Origin of the sequence: Nocardia sp. NPDC046763 (assembly GCF_040645495.1) — a bacterium.
Lineage (GTDB): Bacteria > Actinomycetota > Actinomycetes > Mycobacteriales > Mycobacteriaceae > Nocardia.
Genome location: NZ_JBEYYI010000004.1, coordinates 319157 through 337753, shown reverse-complemented (window position 1 = coordinate 337753; position 18597 = coordinate 319157). Strand labels below are relative to the sequence as shown.

The 18597-nt window shown below is 68.9% G+C and carries 17 protein-coding genes and 1 pseudogene; 11 read left to right on the top strand and 7 right to left on the bottom strand.

Going from position 1 to position 18597, the window contains the following annotated elements:
• Positions 1-160: 160 nt before the first annotated feature.
• Complete coding sequence (locus ABZ909_RS08890) at positions 161-1798, top strand: DNA polymerase Y family protein (RefSeq protein ID WP_356997144.1); 1638 nt, start codon at positions 161-163, stop codon at positions 1796-1798.
• 7 nt (positions 1799-1805) lie between these two features.
• On the opposite strand, the gene ABZ909_RS08885 is transcribed toward ABZ909_RS08890, so the two are convergent.
• On the bottom strand, positions 1806-3383 hold the full coding sequence (locus tag ABZ909_RS08885; RefSeq protein ID WP_356997143.1) for a glycosyltransferase family 39 protein: 1578 nt from the start codon (positions 3381-3383) through the stop codon (positions 1806-1808).
• 241 nt (positions 3384-3624) lie between these two features.
• Here ABZ909_RS08885 and ABZ909_RS08880 point away from each other — a divergent pair, with 241 nt between their 5' ends.
• From ABZ909_RS08880 to ABZ909_RS08865, 4 genes are all read left to right on the top strand, one after another.
• Positions 3625-4389, top strand: coding sequence for an alpha/beta hydrolase (locus tag ABZ909_RS08880; RefSeq protein ID WP_356997142.1), 765 nt, complete (start codon positions 3625-3627; stop codon positions 4387-4389).
• A gap of 24 nt (positions 4390-4413) precedes the next feature.
• Positions 4414-4653 (top strand): YdeI/OmpD-associated family protein, encoded by a 240-nt coding sequence (locus tag ABZ909_RS08875; RefSeq protein ID WP_356997141.1) that lies wholly within the window; start codon positions 4414-4416, stop codon positions 4651-4653.
• Complete coding sequence (locus tag ABZ909_RS08870) at positions 4650-5669, top strand: sucrase ferredoxin (RefSeq protein ID WP_356997140.1); 1020 nt, start codon at positions 4650-4652, stop codon at positions 5667-5669. The genes ABZ909_RS08875 and ABZ909_RS08870 overlap by 4 nt, the downstream gene beginning before the upstream one ends.
• 386 nt (positions 5670-6055) lie before the next feature.
• Positions 6056-7210 carry a serine/threonine-protein kinase gene (locus tag ABZ909_RS08865; RefSeq protein ID WP_356997138.1) on the top strand — a complete coding sequence of 385 codons (1155 nt, stop codon included), beginning with the start codon at positions 6056-6058 and terminating at the stop codon, positions 7208-7210.
• 159 nt (positions 7211-7369) lie between these two features.
• Here the strand turns inward: ABZ909_RS08865 and ABZ909_RS08860 are convergent, their stop codons facing one another.
• Together ABZ909_RS08860 and ABZ909_RS08855 are read right to left on the bottom strand one after the other, a co-directional pair.
• The gene (locus ABZ909_RS08860) at positions 7370-8011 is read right to left on the bottom strand and encodes a response regulator transcription factor (protein WP_356997136.1); all 642 of its coding nucleotides are present in this window, start codon (positions 8009-8011) and stop codon (positions 7370-7372) included.
• Positions 8012-8073: 62 nt separating this feature from the next.
• Positions 8074-9372, bottom strand: coding sequence for a PspC domain-containing protein (locus tag ABZ909_RS08855; RefSeq protein ID WP_356997135.1), 1299 nt, complete (start codon positions 9370-9372; stop codon positions 8074-8076).
• 290 nt (positions 9373-9662) lie between these two features.
• Here ABZ909_RS08855 and ABZ909_RS08850 point away from each other — a divergent pair, with 290 nt between their 5' ends.
• A complete protein-coding gene (locus tag ABZ909_RS08850) occupies positions 9663-10076 on the top strand; it encodes a nitroreductase/quinone reductase family protein (RefSeq protein ID WP_356997134.1) in 414 nt (137 codons plus the stop codon).
• Positions 10077-10172: 96 nt separating this feature from the next.
• Complete coding sequence (locus tag ABZ909_RS08845; RefSeq protein ID WP_356997133.1) at positions 10173-10556, top strand: VOC family protein; 384 nt, start codon at positions 10173-10175, stop codon at positions 10554-10556.
• A 363-nt stretch (positions 10557-10919) separates the two neighbouring features.
• On the opposite strand, the gene ABZ909_RS08840 is transcribed toward ABZ909_RS08845, so the two are convergent.
• Genes ABZ909_RS08840 through ABZ909_RS08825 form a run of 4 tightly spaced genes read right to left on the bottom strand, consistent with a single transcriptional unit; the run spans position 10920 to position 14218 of the window.
• Positions 10920-11663: an SDR family oxidoreductase gene (locus ABZ909_RS08840; RefSeq protein ID WP_356997131.1), complete on the bottom strand. Its 744-nt coding sequence runs from the start codon at positions 11661-11663 to the stop codon at positions 10920-10922.
• A 17-nt stretch (positions 11664-11680) separates the two neighbouring features.
• Complete coding sequence (locus tag ABZ909_RS08835; protein ID WP_356997130.1) at positions 11681-12091, bottom strand: DUF3224 domain-containing protein; 411 nt, start codon at positions 12089-12091, stop codon at positions 11681-11683.
• 30 nt (positions 12092-12121) lie between these two features.
• A complete protein-coding gene (locus ABZ909_RS08830; RefSeq protein ID WP_356997128.1) occupies positions 12122-13615 on the bottom strand; it encodes a UbiD family decarboxylase in 1494 nt (497 codons plus the stop codon).
• A gap of 21 nt (positions 13616-13636) precedes the next feature.
• Positions 13637-14218, bottom strand: coding sequence for a UbiX family flavin prenyltransferase (locus ABZ909_RS08825; RefSeq protein ID WP_356997127.1), 582 nt, complete (start codon positions 14216-14218; stop codon positions 13637-13639).
• Between the two features lie 171 nt (positions 14219-14389).
• On the opposite strand from ABZ909_RS08825, the gene ABZ909_RS08820 reads away from it, so the two are divergent.
• From ABZ909_RS08820 to ABZ909_RS08805, 4 genes and pseudogenes are all read left to right on the top strand, one after another.
• Positions 14390-15394: an AraC family transcriptional regulator ligand-binding domain-containing protein gene (locus ABZ909_RS08820; RefSeq protein WP_356997125.1), complete on the top strand. Its 1005-nt coding sequence runs from the start codon at positions 14390-14392 to the stop codon at positions 15392-15394.
• Between the two features lie 278 nt (positions 15395-15672).
• Positions 15673-16266, top strand: coding sequence for an MspA family porin (locus ABZ909_RS08815; protein WP_356997123.1), 594 nt, complete (start codon positions 15673-15675; stop codon positions 16264-16266).
• Between the two features lie 116 nt (positions 16267-16382).
• Positions 16383-16841: pseudogene (locus ABZ909_RS08810) on the top strand (PspC domain-containing protein); the annotation flags it as partial.
• A 1474-nt stretch (positions 16842-18315) separates the two neighbouring features.
• Positions 18316-18522: a hypothetical protein gene (locus tag ABZ909_RS08805; protein WP_356997121.1), complete on the top strand. Its 207-nt coding sequence runs from the start codon at positions 18316-18318 to the stop codon at positions 18520-18522.
• The last annotated feature ends 75 nt before the right edge of the window (positions 18523-18597 follow it).

Here is an 18597-nt window from a genome sequence, read left to right as displayed (position 1 = left end):
GCCGACCGCCGCCCGCCAGACGATAGAGCCTGCGGCGCAGCGGATTTCCCGTGTCTTCCGGTTGCCCCCGGGTGTGGGCGGGCGTCGTGTCGCGGGCTGACCGCCGCGCTTGTCGTCCGGCCGCCGACCGATGCGGTAGCGCCGCGAGAGTGGGCCGGTCGTGAAGGCGCGGCGGGTGCTCGTGGTGTGGTGCCTGGATTGGCCCGCGGTGGCGGCGGCCGCCGAGGCAGGCGCGGAGGCCACTCGCGCGGTGGCGGTGTTCGCGGTCAATCGGGTGGTGGCCTGTACGGCGGTGGCACGGGCGGAAGGGATCCGCCGGGGTCTGCGGAAGCGAGAGGCTCAGGGCCGCTGCCCGGATCTGCTGGTGGCACAGGATGATCCGGATCGCGACGCCCGTCTGTTCGAGCCCGTGGTGGCGGCCGTGGACGCGACCGTGCCGGGCGTGGAGGTGCTGCGCCCGGGCATGCTGGCGCTCTCTGCGCGGGGCGCGGCGCGGTTCTTCGGCTCCGAGGAGGCCGCCGCCGAGCGGCTGGTGGACGCCGTGGCGGCGGTCGGCGTGGAATGCCAGATCGGGATTGCCGACGAGCTGTCCACCGCGGTCTTCGCCGCCCGCCACGCCACCCTGGTCCCGCCCGGCCGGGGCGCGGAATTCCTTGCGCCCATGCCGGTTTCGGAGCTGGCGGTGGAACCGGTGCTGGCCGCGCCGCAGCGCGTCGAACTGGTGGATCTGCTGCACCGGCTGGGCCTGCGCCGCATCGGCGACTTCGCGGCCCTCACTCCCGCCGAGGTGGCGTCGCGGTTCGGCGCGGACGCGATCATCGCGCACCGCTGCGCCCGCGCGGTCCCGGAGCGCCCGCCCGCCGCCCGCCTGCCCGCCGCCGACCTGACCGTGGAGCATCGCTGCGATCCCCCGATCGAACGCGTCGACATGGCCGCATTCGCGGGCCGACTGCTCGCCACCGAGCTGCACACCAAGCTCTCCGCCGCCGCCGTGGCCTGCACCCGCCTGGTCATCCACGCCGAAACCGAAGCGGGCGAGGGGTTCTCCCGCATCTGGCGCTGCGCCGAACCGCTCACCCCGGACAGCACCGCCGACCGCATCCGCTGGCAGCTCGACGGCTGGCTCACCCGCCGCGCCCTCGATCGCGGCCGGACCCGCGTCGCGGCTCCCGGTTCGCCGGAGGCACACGACGACCGGGATACCGGCCCGAACGCAGCCATCACCCTCCTGCGTCTGGAACCCGTCGAGGTGGTGTCGGCCGGCGCCCTGCAACTCGGCCTGTGGGGTGGGGTCGGCGAGGACGAGGAGCGAGCGCGCCGCGCCCTGATCCGGGTGCAGAGTCTGCTGGGCGGTGACGCCGTGCGCATGGGTGTGCTCAGCGGCGGCCGCGGCCCAGGGGAGCGCATCACCATGGTCGCCCTCGGTGACGAGCCGGTGCCCGCGACCGATCCGGCCCAGCCCTGGCCCGGCCGGCTTCCCGAGCCCGCTCCGGCGCTGGTGCTCACCCATCATCCGGAGGTGCGCCTGGAGGCTGCCGACGGTTCCCCGATCTGGGTCACCGAGCGCGGCCTGTTCACCGCCGATCCCGCTCACCTGCACTGGGGCAGCAGCTCCTGGCGGCTGACCGGCTGGGCCGGACCCTGGCCGGTCGACGATCGCTGGTGGACACACCGTTTCGAGCACGGCTTCGCCGCCCGTGCCCAGGTGCAGCTGGACGCCGAGGACGCCACCCGCCTGCGCGCGCTGCTCCTGCTCGGCTACAACGGCGCCTGGCATGTGGAGGGGCTCTACGAGTAGGCGCCGCTCAAATGCCAAGCGGCAGGCGCAGATCCATCATGGTGGGCCAGAGCTCGGTCCATGGGTGCACGGGTCCTCGGCACACCGCGATGACGATATCGCTGTTCACGCCGGGGAATCCGTTCGGGATGTTCAGGTGCGCGCGGACCGTCACCTGGCCGAACTGCCGCCGCAGCGTGGGTTCGGCGCTGTCGAGGCCGACATAGAGGATGGCGTCGGTGTCCGACGGCGGCGGGCCGAAGTAGCCGAAGCCGCGGTTGGGACTGTAGACGGGCGGCAGGTCGTAGTCGCGGCCGAAGTTCTGGATCGCGGCCGCCTGCCAATAGTTCTGGGCGATGATCGCTTTCGGGCGTTCCGGCTCCGGGAGCTGCCGGTAGGCGTCGGCGACCTTCGCGGTCAGATCGGACCATCCCGAGTAGCCGAAAATGCTTGTCCGGACGGCGAAGTCGGCCTGGGTCCGGATGACGCTGTGCACGCGGGAGGGCGGCTGCGGCAGGGTGACCACGAGCGCGGCGATGATGGCCAGCGACAGCACCACGATCGGCGGCGCGACGACCCGCAGCAATCGGCCGCCGCGGTCGTTCACCGAGTAGGGCAGCGAGGCCGCGCCGATGCCGAACAGCACGGGCAGGAATCCCGCTGTGTAGTACGGGCGCCCGTGCCCGACGAGCACCACGAGCACCAGCAGCGCCGAGGCGACGAGCATGAACAGGTAGGGCCGCAGCCAGCGCTGCCGGGCCAGGCACCAGAAGGCCCAGCCGGCGAGCAGACCGCCCAGCAAACCAGTCAGTCCGATCATCTGCGGCATGCACGCAAGCGGCCCGCCGCCGGCCGCGTCCTGTTCGGCGCCGATCACCTTGCTCATGGCCAGCGCCGGCCAGCCGTGCGTGTTCTGCCACCACAGGCCGGGCAACGCGGACACCGCGAAGATCGCCGCGCCCTGCCACAGCGCGGGCCGCCACAGCAGCTGTCGCGGCCCCGCGACGAGCACGCCCGCGCCCAGGCACAGCAGGATCGTGGGGATGAACCATTTGACCTGCAGATCGATGGCGGCGACCAGGCCGAGCGCGATGAGCAGGCGGTCGTCGCGGGTGCGGATCCAGCGGATCAGCAACCAGATGACCGCGGCCTGCAGTGTGGCGTCGAAGGAGAAGGTGCTCAGCTGGACGGCCTGGGTCGCGGCGAGTGGCGAGATCCCGTAGGCGGCGGCCGCGAGCAGTTGCGCAGTGCGCGAGCCGCCCAGCTCGTAGGCGACCGCGGCGCTGATCATGACCGCGGCCGCGGTCATCAGGACCGCCGGCAATCGCAGCACGGGCGCCGAGCCGGGCGCCACGGCGTCGGCCAGGTGGGCCATCAGCGGTATGAGCACGCCTTGGTCGGCGTAGGTGATGCTGCGGTGCGCGCCCGCGGCGACGAAATACAGTTCGTCGCCGAAGAAGTCGTAGCGCAGCGTGGGGATGGCGAGAAAGGCCCCGCTGAGTGCGGCTAGTAGAAGGACCCACGCCGTAGCGAAGGTGGGCCGCGGCGGGCTCGGTTCCCGAAGATCCTGGAGATCGACCGCGGGGGCGGCAGCATTGAGAACCATATTTCCCCGACAGAAAAAGCTTTGGTGAATCGGCAATGACGCTACCGTCACGGTTGACCGATTATCGAGAATGTGAAAGTGATCTATTTCACATCCTGAACAACCGGGCATCCTGCCAGGATGTGCAGGGTTTCGCCATCATTCGTCATCGGAATGAATAGGCAACCGAATCGGTAATTCGATATGGCGCTGCGCACAAACTGGGTCCTCACCCGGACCCCGATCCGTACTCTGGACCATCGTGGAGTCAGCGGTCACCCGGGTCGAGTTCGAAGACGTCCGGCTCGCCTACCGGGATTCCGGCGCGACGGGCGGGCATCTCTACAGCGACATACCCGTGATGCTGGTACACGGCATGGGCGGGGACGGGCACACCTGGGATCGATTCGCCACACAGCTGCTGCGGCGCGGACGCCGGGTGATCATTCCCGACCTGCGCGGGCACGGACGCAGCGGGCACACCGCCTCCTACCGATTCCCGGAATTCGGGGCCGACCTGCTGCGGCTGTGCGATCGGCTCGAACTGGAAACGGTGGATCTGGTCGGGCACTCGCTCGGCGGATACGCCATCTCTTGGCTGGCGATGGAACGCCCGGAACTGGTGCGGCGCTTGGTGATCGAGGAACAGCCGCTGCCGCTGCGCTCCGGCGACGAGCAGATGCGGTTCACGCGCAGGCTGCCGTCGATCCCGGAACTGTGGCATGCCACCACCAGCGTCATCCGGCATCCGCGCGCGGTGCTGGCCTTCGATCGGTCCATGACCGGGGTGGCGCTCGAGCAGTTCCGCAAGCCGTATCCGGAGTGGTGGGAGGGGTTGTCCGACATCACCGCGCCCACGCTGTTCCTGCGCGGCGGGCCCGGCGGCATGGTGGACCCGGACAAGCTCGAACAGATGCGCGCGAGCCTGCCCGATTGCACGGTTCGCACCTTCGGTTGCGGGCACAGCATCCACCGCGACCGCTACCACCGGTTCGAGGCCGAAGTACTCCCCTTTCTGGGGCACTGAGCTGCCGGAATCTACAGTTGAACGGTGTCCGCATCCGAGCGTCCCACACCGTGCTTTCCCGACGAGCAGTCGTTCCGGGACTGGCTGTCGGCCGATCACGCGGCGCGGGCCCGGCATCCGGAGGCGGCGGCCTGCTTCGCGACGCTGCCCATGCGGTCGCGCATCGCGGTCGGCTACCACCTGGGCAGCGCGGTGCGGCCGGAGGCGCGAGCGCGGCGGCTGGAGCAGGTGATCCGGAAGCTGATCGACGGGAAGCCATTGTGACGGAGTTCGAGAGCATCGTGACGGGGTTCGAGGGATTGTCGTGTTCGGCTGCGACGCTGGAGGTTCCGCTACCCGGGAGCGCGACCCGCATCACCGGCTGGCTGTGTGTCGAGCAGCCCGGGGCGTGGGGACGCGATGTGATCGGCGACGAGGTGCTCGGGCCCGACATCACGCCGGAACTGGCGGCGCGCACCAAGGCGGCGCACGTCCGGCCGACCCTGATCCGGCGGCCCGGGCGCACGGAATTCACGGGTGTGCGAACCGTTCTGCTCGCCAGTTCACGGCCGGAAGGATCCTGGTGCGAGCGCCTCGAGATCAGTGACCTGCGCGAGCTGCTGGACCTGGACCTGCATCTGCTCAACGGCCCGGCCCCGGGAATCGGTGCGGCCGTGACGGATCCGCTGGTCCTGGTCTGCGCGCACGGCAAACGCGACCAGTGCTGCGCCCTGCTGGGCCGCCCCATCGCCGCGAGCCTGTCCGCCGCCCACCCCGACCGGGTGTGGGAGTGCTCCCACACCGGCGGCCACCGCTTCGCCCCCGCCGTTATCGTCCTCCCCACCGGGCTCACTTACGGCCGCCTGGACGAGGATTCGGCCCACGCCATGCTCGCCGCCGCCGACAAGGGCGAGGTCTCGCTCGCCGGTTTGCGCGGCCGCAGCTGCTACACCCCGGTCGAGCAGGTCGCGGAAGTCGCGGTCCGCCAGCGCATCGCGGACGCCACCTATACTCTGGCCGCTCCGCTCCTCGACGACACCGGCCTGACGACCACCGTCCCCGGGGACGCCGACCCGACCGCGGGTATCGACGACCTCGCCGTCGAACCGGCCCCGGATCACGCCGAACACTCCACCGACCCGGCCACTTTCGCCGGCGCGGCCCAGGTCAGCCATCGCGACGGCCGCCGCTGGCTGGTCACCACCCGCACCATCGCCTACCCGCCCCGCCAGGCCAGCTGCGGTGCGGCGCCGAAACCCGCCATCGCGATAGAGGCCGACGAGATAAGGCAATTGGCGTAACGGCCGACACTCCAATTGCCGGGTCGGAATTAGAGTTCGCTCGGTAGCGCGCCGTGTTTTCGTCCTGGTCGCGAATATCGCGAGTCATCGACTTACCGGTTGCGAAAAGAAACCCCCGAAAAATAGGGGCGGGTGTCATCGCGGCACATTGTGATAAGAGCGGATCGACGCGTCGCCGGAGACCGCCCCCGGCCGCCGTTTGGTGAGTTTCGTCCGGAAAGCCAGATACCAGCGAGAGCGTTCCCGGGCCGCGCAAGATTCTCTCCGAGCCCGGCCCGCAGGCGTCACGAAGCGAAACGTGCTGTGTCCGTATGGGTCTGGAATGATATGTCCAGATCTACACCCGGATACCAGCAAACCTCGGGTTTCGAAGCAGGCCAGTCAGGATGGTTTTCCGCTACCCTGCACCCGTGACCGAACGCGCCCGTCCCATTGTCGGCCCCGACTATCTGGTGGCCGGCCGCTACCGCCTGCAGTCGAAGCTGGGTGGTGGTGGCATGGGTGCCGTGTGGCTGGCGACCGATCGGCTGCTGCACCGCGATGTCGCCATCAAGCAGGTCCTCACCACGCAGGGGCTCAGCGAGGAGGAGGCGCAGGAGGTCCGCAGCCGGATCATGCACGAGGGCCGGGTGGCGGCCAAGCTGTCGCACGAGCACGCCATCGCCGTGTACGACGTGGTGCTGGAGGCCGGTGAGCCCTGGCTGGTGATGGAGTATCTGCCCTCACGCAGTGTGGCCAAAGCCCTTGCGCTGGTGGATCAGCTGTCCCCGATCGAGGTCGCGCAGATCGGCGCGCAGGTGGCGGACGCGCTGGCGACCGCGCACGCCGCCGGCATCGTGCACCGCGACATCAAACCGGGCAATATCCTGGTCGCCGACCGCGGCGACGAGGTCGGCAAGGTCAAGCTCAGCGACTTCGGCATCTCCAGCGGCGCCAACGACGCCACCGAGGAGATCAGTGACGTCATCACCGGCACCCCCGCCTACCTGCCGCCGGAGGTCGCACGCGGCGCCAGCCCCACCACCGCCAGCGACGTATTCTCGCTCGGCGCAACGCTGTACACCGCCATCGAGGGGCGGCCGCCCTACGGCTTCGACGAGGACAGCAATGTCATCGTGGAACGCGCCGCCATGGCCCAGATCACCCCGCCCGCCCGCAGCGGCCCGCTCACCGAGGTCCTGCTGCACATGATGGAGCCGGCCCCGCAGCGCCGCCCTACCATGACCGAGGCGCGCAACGAAATCCTCACCGCCGCCTTCGGTCCAGGCACCGCGCCCTACATCCTGGGCGCGCCGGTCCGCACCGAGGACGGGACGATTCCGGCCTGGGCGGCCCGCAATTCCGCCGCCGGGCTGCGCAGCCCGCACTCCAGCCCGCTCCCCCGCCCACAGCGGCAGGCGGCCGCGGCTGCGACTGCCCCGCAACCCAAGTCGAAGGGTTTCGACCTGAGCGCCCTGGGCCCGAACGCGGGCCCGCTCGCGGTGGCGATCGGCCTGCTCATCGGCCTGCTGATCATCATCGTCGTTCTCGTTGTGCTGTAGCCGCCTCCCCGCGACTGCCGCTCCGCCCCCCGCGCGGCGCACGGCTCAGGTGCCGTCGACAGTAGTGCACCCGTGCCGGCGGTCGAGTGCCGAACCAATTTCGGTCGTACCCGACGAGTTACCCTCGTCGCACGAAATCAGTTGTCGCCTTGGGTAATTTCAATCGATACGACGCCGGTGCGCCCAGCGGGTGAGGGCGTTCCGGTTCGACTGCTGGGTCTTGCGCAGCACGTTCGACGCGTGCGTCTCCACCGTCTTCACCGAGATGAACAGGGTCTCGGCGATCTCACGGTAGGTATAGCCGCGCGCCAGCAGGCGCAGCACCTCGAGCTCGCGCGGGGTCAGTGAGTCCAGTTCCGGATCCAGTGGCGGCTCCGGCACCGGCGACCTGCCGGTGAACGAGTCCAGCACGAAGCCGGCCAGCCGTGGCGAGAACACCGCGTCCCCACCGGAGACCCGGCGGATCCCGTCGGCCAGTTCCGGCCCCGAAATGGTCTTGGTGACATACCCGCGCGCGCCCGCCCGGATCACCGCGATCACGTCCTCGGCCGCGTCGGAGACGCTGAGCGCCAGGCACACCGGTCCCGGGTCGATGCCCTGCAGCACCGCCACCCCGCCGCCGTCGGGCATGTGCACGTCCAGCAGCACCACGTCCGGCGCGGTCGTCTTGATCCCGGCGATGGCCTCGGCCACCCCGCCCGCCTCGCCGACGACCTCCATATCGGATTCGCGGCTCAGTTCCGCCCGCACCCCGGACCGGAACACGGCATGGTCGTCGACCAGAAAGACCCGGACGCTCACCTGAAGACTCCTCACCTGACGCCGAACCGAACCCTGCCCCCATCGGTACCACACTCCGCGGCTCACAGCTGGGCGGCGTCTTCCGGGGTGTCGGTCTGCACCACCAGCCGCTCGTCGCCACCGTCCTTGCGCGGCATGAAGATTCGCACCTCGGTGCCGTTGCCGGGCGCGGACTTGATCTCCACGTGCCCGCCGCGGCGTTCGATGCGGGCGTGGATGGATTTGGCCACGCCCCGCCGGTCCTTCGACACCGCGTCCGGATCGAAGCCCTTGCCGCGGTCGCGCACGAAGACGCTCACCTGATGCGGTTCCACCTCGGCGTACAGGTCGATGGTCGGCACCCCGGCATGCTTGGCGGCATTGACCAGCGCCTCCCGGGAGGCCCCGAGCAGCGCGGTGAAATGCTCCTTGGGCAGTCCGATTCCGCTGTCGTCGAGGTCCATGGACACATCGCCCACGGTGACCGGGGTGACCTTCACCCCGTGCTGGTCCTCCACCTCGCCGGCGATGGTGCGCAGCGCGGCGGCCAGACTGGACTGCGCCGGCCCGGTGTCCTCGAACAGCCACTTGCGTAGCTCGCGTTCCTGGCTGCGGGCCAGCCGCACCACTTCCTGCGGGTCGCCGGCCTGCCGCTGGATCAGGGCCAGCGTCTGCAACACGGAATCGTGCAGGTGCGAGGCGATCTCCTCGCGTTCGTCATTGCGGATCCGCGCCGAGCGTTCGGCATTCAGCGCGCGCATCATGCGCAGCCACAGCGGCACGGTCAGCAGCCCGGCCCCGACCAGGGTCACCGCCACCGCCAGCAGCGCCGACCCCAGCGAACTGAGGTTGATCCGCCCCAGCACCACCACACCCAGCCCGACCACGATGAGGGTGGCCCCGCCGACGATGCGCGCCCAGGTGACCACCGACGGTTTGGCGGGCAGCCCGATGACGGATCTCGGCCCGTCCGCGTCGAATTCGCGCCACACCAGCGCCGCACCGACCGCTACCACGATGATCGGCCCCACCACATGCGCGGCCGTCCCGTTGAACACCCACGCGGTGGCCACCGCCAAAGCCATACCGAGCAGCGCCAATCCGATGGCCTGCCGCCGCTCCGACCCGGTCGGCGGAGCCGCATCGCCCCCGGCGGGCGTGAAGATCCACAGCATCCCGTAGGCGACGATCCCGGCCCCGGCCAGCGCGGACAGCAGCACGAAACCGATCCGCACCTGCAACACGTCGATCCCGAGGTGATCGGCGAGCCCGCCCGCGACCCCGCCCACGATGCGCCCGCCGGTACGCCGCACCAGCCTGGGCTGGGTCACGGGTGTGACCGCCCCGCGGGCAGGGTCGTACAGGGGCGCGGACGGATACATGCCTTCGATACTGGCACGGGCCGGTGACACCCGACATCAGGAAACACCCCGATTCGATCCCTGAGGCGCCGTTTTGTCCGGACCGGCCAGGAAAGCGCCGCTGACCTGGTCGGCGATCGGATGCAAGACCCGAGTCTGCGCCATCACCGCCCACCTCTGGACCCAGGACCTTTGACGCCGCTACCTCCCCCAGCTCCCCCACCACCCGCCCTGCCCCGCCCGCTGACAGAGTGGAATTTCTCCCCGGCCGGCTCGGTTGGCAGCAGGAGATCTGGAACAGGACAGGGGATATGAACGCATTCAACGAATCCGTGATCGAGGAGTTTCGGGCCAACGGCGGGAAGGTCGGCGGGACGTTCGAGGGCCGCACCAACATGGTGCTGATCACCACGACCGGCGCGAAATCCGGCCGGGCGATCACCAATCCACTCGTCTACGTCCCCGACAGTGAGCGCATCGTCCTCATCGCGTCCAACGGCGGCGGGGACAAACATCCCGCCTGGTACCACAACCTGCGGGCCAATCCCCGGCTCATGGTGGAGGTCGGTAATGAAACATACACGGGCAAGGCCGAATTCGTCACCGGCCCGGAAGCCGACGAGCTCTATGACCGCATGATCGAGCTCATGCCGGTGTTCGCCGAATACCGGGTCAAGACGACCCGGAAGATTCCCGTGATCGCGGTGTACCGCGAAACCGCCTGAGAGCAAATATGTGATCTAGGCCACTGCCTGTCACATACTGCCGACGCGGCCGGTCGAGAGAGTGAACCCGCAAACATCGGCAGGAAAGAGAAGACAATGGCTCTGCAGGTCACCACCATCATGCTGGCAGTGGACGACATGGAGCGGTCCAAGAAGTTCTACGTCGGAATCGGCGCGAAACTCGGTCAGGATTTCCCGAACTTCGCCTCGTTCGAACTCGACGGCGGTTCCGCCCTCGGCATCTACCCGGTGGCCCACGCCGCCGGCGACGCCGGAGTCTCCCCGGAGGGTAGCGGCTTCCGCGGCGTCTCCTTCCACCACATCGTCGACACCAGCGAAGAAGTCGACACGCTGATCGACACCGCCGTCTCCTCCGGCGGCGCAATCGTCAAGCCCGCCACCGCCGCCCAATGGGGTGGCTACTTCGGCTACATCGCCGACCCCGACAGCCACCTCTGGAAGATCGCCACCTCCGCATGACCGCGGCCTCGACAGTCAACGGCCCGAAATCGTATGGGCCGTTGACCTTTCGATGTCGAGGTATCCGCGAGATGCTGCGCCGGCTGTCCCGCACCGGGGCGGCCCGGCACAGCCGGGACCGTGCCGGGGTGGCAGGTTCCGACAGGGCTGACGCTGCACGCCGAAGAGGTGTTCGAGCAGGCCGAAGACGAGGTCGGGCTCGGCCACCACCAGGCCCGCACATGGCGGGCCTGGTGTGCCAATATCGCCCTGTCGAAGCTCGCCCCGGCCCGGTCTGCGGCCACGAAAACCCTTGCCGTGAAGGGTGGCTCGCCGACAGCGAAGACGAGGGCGAGGCCACCCACTCACCCGAATGCGGCAGTACTAGACGGTGCCGCCGTTGACGCGGATGTTCTGGGCGGTCACCCAGCCGCCCGCGTCGGAGGCGAGAAATGCGACCACGGCGGCGATTTCGTCGGGCCGTCCGAGCCTTCCGAAGGCGCTCAACGCTTCCAGGCCGGCGAGGAACTGTTCGCTCTTGCCGATCCGGTAGGTCTCGGTCTCCGTCGCGCCGGGGCTGACGGTGTTGATGCTGATGCCGCGCTTGCCGAAATCCTTGGACAGGATGTGGGTGAACTGTTCGACCGCGCCCTTGGTGGCGTCGTAGACCGCGTAGCCGGGCAACATCAATCCGGTCGTCGAACTCGAGATCGTGATGATGCGCCCGCCGTCGGCCAGGTGATCCCAGGCCAGCTGCAGACCGTGGAACACGCCCTTGACGTTCACCGCGAAGCTGCGATCGAACTCTTCGGAGGTGACCTGGTCGAACGGCTTGGTGATGGCCACCGCCGCATTGTTCACCAGGATGTCCCAGCGACCGAAGGTGGAAAGCAACTGCTCCACCATCGCCCGGTACTCGTCCGGGTTCGTCACATCCGCCGCGAGCTCGATCGCGCTGCCGCCGGCCGATTCGATCTCGGCGACAGCGGCTTTGGCGAGATCCGGGGTGTGCGGGTGATTGATCGCCACCTGCGCGCCCGCGGCCGCCAGGGCACGGGCGATGGCCGTGCCGATACCGGTGGCCGCCCCGGTCACGAGGGCCGTTCTGCCGGCCAGTGATTCAGACATGCGGTGTCCCTTACCTTCTACTCGAACCAGTAGTCGAGCCAGATCTCGGCGTTCTCACCGAGGTTGGCCTTGAAGCCGCCGGTGCCCCGCAAGCCGGCGAGCTTGCCGGTGCCCGACTCGGGTACCACGAACCACTCGCCGCTGACGATATTGTCGGCGACGCTGCCCTGGTCCTGCAGCAGGAAGGTGCCCGACCGGCCCGCGATGGTGCCGGTGACCCGCTCGATGCCGACGAAGCTGGCGGAGCCGTCCGCATTGGCGGACTGCAGGAACTCCACCACGCCCTCACCGGAGATGTCGCCGCTGAAGCTCTCCTCGACGTGGATCCGGGTCAGCACCGGGCCCTCGGCCGGCTCCTCGTAGGCCGTCGGCTCGTACTTGTGGACCGTGATCCGGCCGGTGGCGTGGGTGGTTTCGGGATTGCTCATCAATTTCTCCTTCGTTTCTCGGAATACGGATCAGCGGTATCCGTATTTCTGCCAATTCGACAGCACGCGCTGCTGAATCTCGGTGGGCCAACCGTTTTCGAAGCTGCCCTTCACCGGGCGCTTGCCCTCCGGGTAGAGGTCGGCGAGCAGGCAGTTGTAGACCACCTTGCCCGCCATGAAGGTGTGCTTCTCCTCGTCGTCGAGGTACACCGGCAGGTCGTCGCTGAGCTTGTGCGGGAAATGGAATTCACCGCGCTCCACGTCGGGGTGCGACCGGGTCGCGAACGCCCACACCACCTCGTTGACGTTGGTGATGTCGACATCGTCCTCGACCAGCAGGATCTTGGGTGCGTTGACCGATGCCTTGCCGGTGAACGCCACATCGGCGACCCGCTGTACCAATTCGGCCGAGGAGATCCCGAGGGTCTTGTGCCAGTCCTGGCGCACCGACAGGGTCAGCCAGTGCATCGCGGCCTCGGGGGTGTGCCAGGCCGAGGAGATCGGCAGCCCGGCCTGACGCAGTTGGTAGAGCAGTTCCGCTCCGTGCATGGTGGCGGTGCAGGTGTGATCTTCCTCGACCGGCGGGCCCGCGGCGACCACCGGCAGGATGGCACCGTCGCGATAGGTGATCGCGGTGACATCGAAACGCGCCTTCGGGGAGGCGACAGTGGCGTTGTAGCCCGGGAATTCGTTGAATGGGCCTTCCATGACGGTTTCGTCGATCGACACATAGCCCTCGATCACGATCTCCGCCGTCGCTGGCACCAGCAGATCGACCGTCTCGGCCGGCACCACCTCGATGCCCTCACCGAAATAGCCTCCGATGAAGTCGCACTCGGATACGCCCTCCGGCAACGGCATTCCACCCACGAACGGCAGTCCCGGCTCCACGCCCAGCGCCAGCACGATCGGCATCGGCTTGCCGATCTCGGCCCACTTCGAGCGGACGATGCCCAGATGCTGCACCGGAGCGATCAGGCAGGCCAGGCTCTTGCGGTCGTGGATCATCATGCGATTGACCGACCAGTTCGTCCACGACCCGTCCGGGGTGCGGGCGATATTGATGCCCCAGGTCTCGATGTAGCGACCGCCGTCGTTGCCGTGAATGCGCGGCGTCGGGAAGATCGTCAGGTCGACGTCGTCACCGAGCAGGACGTTCTGCTTGCACGGGGCGCCCTCCTTGGGCACCTCCACCGGCGGAATACCCGGCTTGCTGCGGGCAGCGACCAGCGCCTCCATCAGCTCCTGGCCCTTCGCCTCGGCGGGCAGCCCTAGCGCCATCGTGATGCGTGCCAACTGATGTTCGGCGCTGCTGAACGCGCCGGGGGCGCCCAGCACTCGGAACCCGGTGTCGCCGTATCCGGTGACATTGGTGAAAAGCGGTGCGGGAGCCCGCAGATCGTAGGAGCGTCGGGTGACCGCACCGATTTCCAGATCCCAATCGACCTCGTGATCGATGGTCTGCAGCTCGCCGATCTGCTCCAGCTCGGAGAGAAATTCGCGCAGGCTCTTCAGATGTTTCACGATGATTCCTTCGAGGAGGTGTCACTCGCCCCAGCGGGGCATATCCGGTAGATCGATGCCGAACAGATCCAGCGCCCGGCCGACAGTGTGGTCGACCAGTTCGTCGATGCTGTCGGGGCGCAGATAGAAGGCGGGCACCGGCGGCATCACGATGCCGCCGGATTCGGTGACCGCGGTCATCGCGCGCAGATGGCCCAGTGTCAGCGGGGTTTCGCGCACCATCAGCACCAGCCGGCGCCGTTCCTTGAGGGTCACGTCCGCCGCGCGGGTGAGCAGGTTGTCACCGTTGCTGTAGGCGATAGCCGACAGTGTTCGAATCGAGCACGGCGCCACCAGCATTCCCGCCGTCCGGAACGAGCCCGATGCGATGGCCGCCCCGATGTCGGCGGGACGATAGACCACGTCGGCCATGGCCGCGAGATCCTTTGCACTGAACCCGGTTTCGTAGGCCCTTGTCTGCTGCCCGGCGGGAGTCACCACCAGATGGGTCTGCACCCCGGCCTTGCGCGCAAGTTCCAGTGCCCGGATGCCATAGGCGATTCCGGTCGCTCCGCTGATTCCCACCACCAGCCGCCGCGGTTGCCCGGTCGTAGTCTCTGACACCGCCTCAGCGTTGCCGACCGGAGGTGACTCGCGGAAGGACCGTTCATGTCGGGAAGGGAACCGAATGCGTCATCCTCGGCCGGCCGCCGCCGCAGCGAAGCCGATCCGCCACCGATTTCGCCGACAGCGTGACCTGGGCGTCGGATTCCGGTCAGCGCTTACGATGATCAGGTGTTCGATTCGGTGCCCGCCTATAGCGCAGTATTGGCCCGATGCGTACTGAACACGGCGGGTGAAGGAGTCGATACGCGCATGCTGCTGCGTGACGCCGGCCTGCCGCAGTCGGTGCTGACCACCGAGCACGGCATGGTGTCCAGCGGCGCCTACCTGCGGCTGTGGGAGCATGCCGAATTCCGCCAGGACGCACCGGAAGTCGGGTTGCGGATCGCCGCGACGTACCGGATCGGCCGATTCGGCATCTTCGACTACCTGTTCAGCACGGCCGCCACCGTCGCCGAAGGGCTCGCCGCAGTGCGGCGCAGCGGCGCACTGATGGCCACCAATCACCACTACAGCTCGGCTCGGGATGCGAGCGACAGCGAGTACACCACGGTGCTGGAGATGACCGACGGCGATGGGCGCGGCGCCGATCTGACCATCCAGGCCGCCTACGCCAGTACGCTGGCTCGCATCCGGCATGCCGCCGGGGCGTCGATCACACCGGCTCGAATCACCCTGCGACAGAAGCCGCCTCGGGCCATGGGCGCGTTCGTCGACGCCTTCGGTACCGCGGCCATCGACTTCGACGCCCCGTTCGACAGTGTGACGCTGCGGGCCGGCGACCTGGCGTTGCCGCTGCGCACCGCCGATCCGGTACTCGCGGAAATCGTGCGTGGGCACGCGGAGTCGCTGTCTGCCCCGCTGCTCGACAAGCTCTCCTGGCCCGAGCATGTTCAGCGGGCGCTGCGGGAGATGCTCGGTGCGGACGATGTCTCACTGAACGCCGTCGCGCGATGCCTGACCGTGAGCCCGCGAACCCTGCAGCGCCATCTGGCCGAATCCGGCACAACCTGGCGGCGCGAACTGGACCTCGCCCGGCAGACGGTGGCGCGGCAGGCAGACGGGACCATCAGCAAATCGTCGCTGGCCCAGCGGCTCGGCTATTCCGATGTGCGCGCGCTGCGCCGCGCGGCTCGGCGCTGGGACTCCGGCGAGGTCGAGCAGCAGGCGAGCTGACAACCGGGCTTCCGATCCGCCTCCGCGGGTTCGATGCCCGCCCTGGGCGATTGGGACGTCACCGCAACGCCGCCGGGCGGCGCATGCTGCGAGACGCCCTCGAGCATGCCGCTGATCCCCACAGCCGACTCCCAGGAACCCCGCAGCGATCATGGAGATTCGCCGCAGATCATCGACAACGGCCCGCGCTGCGTGCCGTTGATTTGGGCAGGATCGCGGGGAGAACAATGCAGGGCGCACGGGTACTGACGGCTGTCGCGGCGGCCGTCGGATACGCAATGATCACAGCACACGCGAGCGCGGCCTACGCGCCGCACGAGAAAACCTATTCGACGGCAAGCGGATTCACATTCACCGTCGGACAGCGCGACCTCGACGCCCGGCCGATCGCGCCCTTGAACGGCATGCCGACCAATCGAGAAGTGTTCCTGGACAGCACTTCCTATGGCACCGTCCCCGCCGGAGGCACCGGACACCTGAAGACCGGGTACTACGTGGCCTGCCAGGCGGACATCGACGCCAAGCTGCACATCGACCCGGAACTCGACCTCAACCCCACCGTCACCGCCACTGCCGGACTCGACACCTCACTCGGCCCGCACGCCGGCGTCGACCTCAGCGTCGGGCCCACGGTCACCGGCGGCGTCGGCGTCGACATCTCCATCTCCCCCGGCAAGATCGCCGACGTGGTCGCCGGGGAGAAGGACCTGCCGGGCGACGGCGGCACCGGGACACTGCTGATCCAGGACTTCCACCTCATGGTCAGCGGCTGCGGCGGACCACTCACCATCCGGCCCTACACGCTCATCAGCGCCGACTCCGGACCCGACGGCGGCAGCGGCGCGGTATACGGCGACCCCATCACCCTGTAGGGCCCGGCACCGAACCCATCGCCGCCGGTAGGGCACGGCTCCGGGGCGAAGTTCAGGTACCCATTCAGGGTGATCCCCGATGCGCCCGGACAACGCCGAACAGCACGATGGAAGCCATGGCGAGAACGAGCGACTGGTCCAAGAGCGCCGGGCGTACCGGCTTCTCCGATCAACTTCACGATCTGTGGCAGACCCGGCCGATGCGCTTCCCGAAGGACGGACCGCTCGCGGGCGTGGCCGTCGGCTTCGGTCGCCGCTACAACGTGGACCCCGTCCTGGTGCGGGTGGCGTTCGTGGTGTCGGCGCTTTTCGGCGGCGCGGGCATCGTGCTCTACCTGCTCGGCTGGCTGCTGCTCCCGCAGGCGGGCGACCAGTCCTCGCCGGCGGAATCGCTGTTCGGCCGCGGCCAGTCCTCGCAGAACTCGTCCCGGACCATCGTGCTCATGGTGGCGTTGGGGATCGCCGTGAGCACGATGGGACCCGTCGGCGTCGGGCTCGGCGGGTCCGGTGTCATCAGCTTCGCGCTCATGCTGGCCGGCTGGTGGCTGCTCTACCAGCGCCAAACCCAGCCGCCCGCAGCCTATTTCGACCAGACGGCCGCCGACAGCCGCCTCAATACCGGCTACCCCGGCACCACCAACCCGTACTGGACCGGCTACCCGGGCGCCAACGCGGTCACCTTCCAAACCTACGGCCCATACACCACCCTCCCGGACCACTACGAGCCCGACCCCAACCAGCCGCCCGCGCCGGAATCCGCCGCCGCCCAGCCCATGTCGCAGCCCGGTACGGTGCAGCACCCCGCTCCGACCGGCGACGCCGACACGGCGGTACTCCGCGCCGATCCGCCCGACGCAGACACCGCCGTCCTGCACCCGGAATCGCTTACCCCGCAACACCTTCCGGACACCGCGGTCACCGAAGTCCTCGACACCCGCTACGCCCCAGCATCCTCCGTGGCCGACACCGTGGTGGTGCGGAAGTCCGGATCTCCCTCGGGCCCGGTCATTTCCGGAGAACCGACCGACGCCGCCCGGACCGGGACCGCGAATCAGGACGCATCCGCCGGGAGCAAGGCTGCCGCCGGTGCCGGCCCTGCGGGGACGACCGACTCGAGCCGGACCGGCGCGGGACAACGCGGCGATGCGACGGATTTCGGGCAGCCCGGCAGCGCAGGTCCTGCGGCACCGGTCGACATGAGCAAGCCGAGCCCTGCCATGTCTGCCCTCGACAGCCCCTCCGAACCGGCCGATGACGCCGGCGGCGGAAATCAGGCGCCCGCCATCCCCGAGACCGGCGAACCCCGTGTGCTGCACCCGATTCCGTCGGCCGCCGATCGCCCCCGGGCCGGATTCGGGCCCGCGCCGATCTCCCCCGACTTCGGGCCCACCCCGCCCGGCTGGGATCCGCTCGGCGTGGCCCCGCTGGCCTGGCAGCTCCCCGAGCCTGGCATGCCACTGCAGCAGACCGCGGTACAGGCGCCCCCGCGCCGCCCTCGCTCCCGGCTGACCGCGGTCACCATCGGCCTCGCGATCCTGGCCGCCGCCGCAGCGGGTTCCGTGGCCGCCTCGGGCGTGGACTGGATGACCCCGGCCCGGATCGGGGCCGCGGCCCTCGCGGTGATTGCGCTCGGACTGATCATCGGCGCGTTCCTGCGTCGCGGCCACGGCCTCATGGTGCTGCTCGCGCCGCTGGCCGGATTCGTCATCCTGGCCTCGCTGGTGGGTCCCATCGAATTCGATCAGGGCGCGATGGGCGACCACCGGTGGACCGCCGCAACGACTTCCGAGCTACTGCCCGAGTACCACGTCACCATGGGGTCGGGCACCCTCGACCTGAGCAGGCTGCAGCTGACCGAGGACCGTGACGTCGCCGTGAAGGTACGCATGGGCGACGCCCGCGTGGTGCTGCCGCCCAACCTCCGCGTCAATACGACATGCACTGTCCGCATGGGCGATTCGAATTGCCTGAGCGGAATGTCCGGCCCGGCAACGGGTCCCGTCCTGAACCTGACCGTCGATGTACAGATGGGAAATGCGGAGGTGAACCGTGGCTGAGAACCGGAACAAGAATCGTCGTCCCTCGTTCGGACTCCTGCTGGCCGGCCTGCTGGGCCTGGGCGTGAGCGTGTGGGCCTTCGTCGGCCCCCACTTCTGGCCCGTCTCCGGCGGCCTGTCCCTGGGCTGGATCGTGGTGATCGCCGCCATTGTCGTCGGCATCGTCCTGGTTCTCACCCCGAGAAAGAACCGCGACTGACCGACCGCGCTGCCCCTTCCCCTCGCCGGGGTAGCGCACCCCTTCGAGGAACTGCCCTCCGAGAAGGCCGAAGGC

What these genes read in the sequence shown, in the direction of transcription:
- ABZ909_RS08885 (WP_356997143.1), bottom strand. Translation starts at nt 3,383, where the DNA reads ATGGTTCTCAATGCTGCCGCCCCCGCGGTCGATCTCCAGGATCTTCGG.
- ABZ909_RS08865 (WP_356997138.1), top strand. Translation starts at nt 6,056, where the DNA reads ATGGTTTTCCGCTACCCTGCACCCGTGACCGAACGCGCCCGTCCCATT.
- ABZ909_RS08855 (WP_356997135.1), bottom strand. Translation starts at nt 9,372, where the DNA reads ATGTATCCGTCCGCGCCCCTGTACGACCCTGCCCGCGGGGCGGTCACA.
- ABZ909_RS08850 (WP_356997134.1), top strand. Translation starts at nt 9,663, where the DNA reads ATGAACGCATTCAACGAATCCGTGATCGAGGAGTTTCGGGCCAACGGC.
- ABZ909_RS08845 (WP_356997133.1), top strand. Translation starts at nt 10,173, where the DNA reads ATGGCTCTGCAGGTCACCACCATCATGCTGGCAGTGGACGACATGGAG.
- ABZ909_RS08840 (WP_356997131.1), bottom strand. Translation starts at nt 11,663, where the DNA reads ATGTCTGAATCACTGGCCGGCAGAACGGCCCTCGTGACCGGGGCGGCC.
- ABZ909_RS08835 (WP_356997130.1), bottom strand. Translation starts at nt 12,091, where the DNA reads ATGAGCAATCCCGAAACCACCCACGCCACCGGCCGGATCACGGTCCAC.
- ABZ909_RS08815 (WP_356997123.1), top strand. Translation starts at nt 15,673, where the DNA reads ATGATCACAGCACACGCGAGCGCGGCCTACGCGCCGCACGAGAAAACC.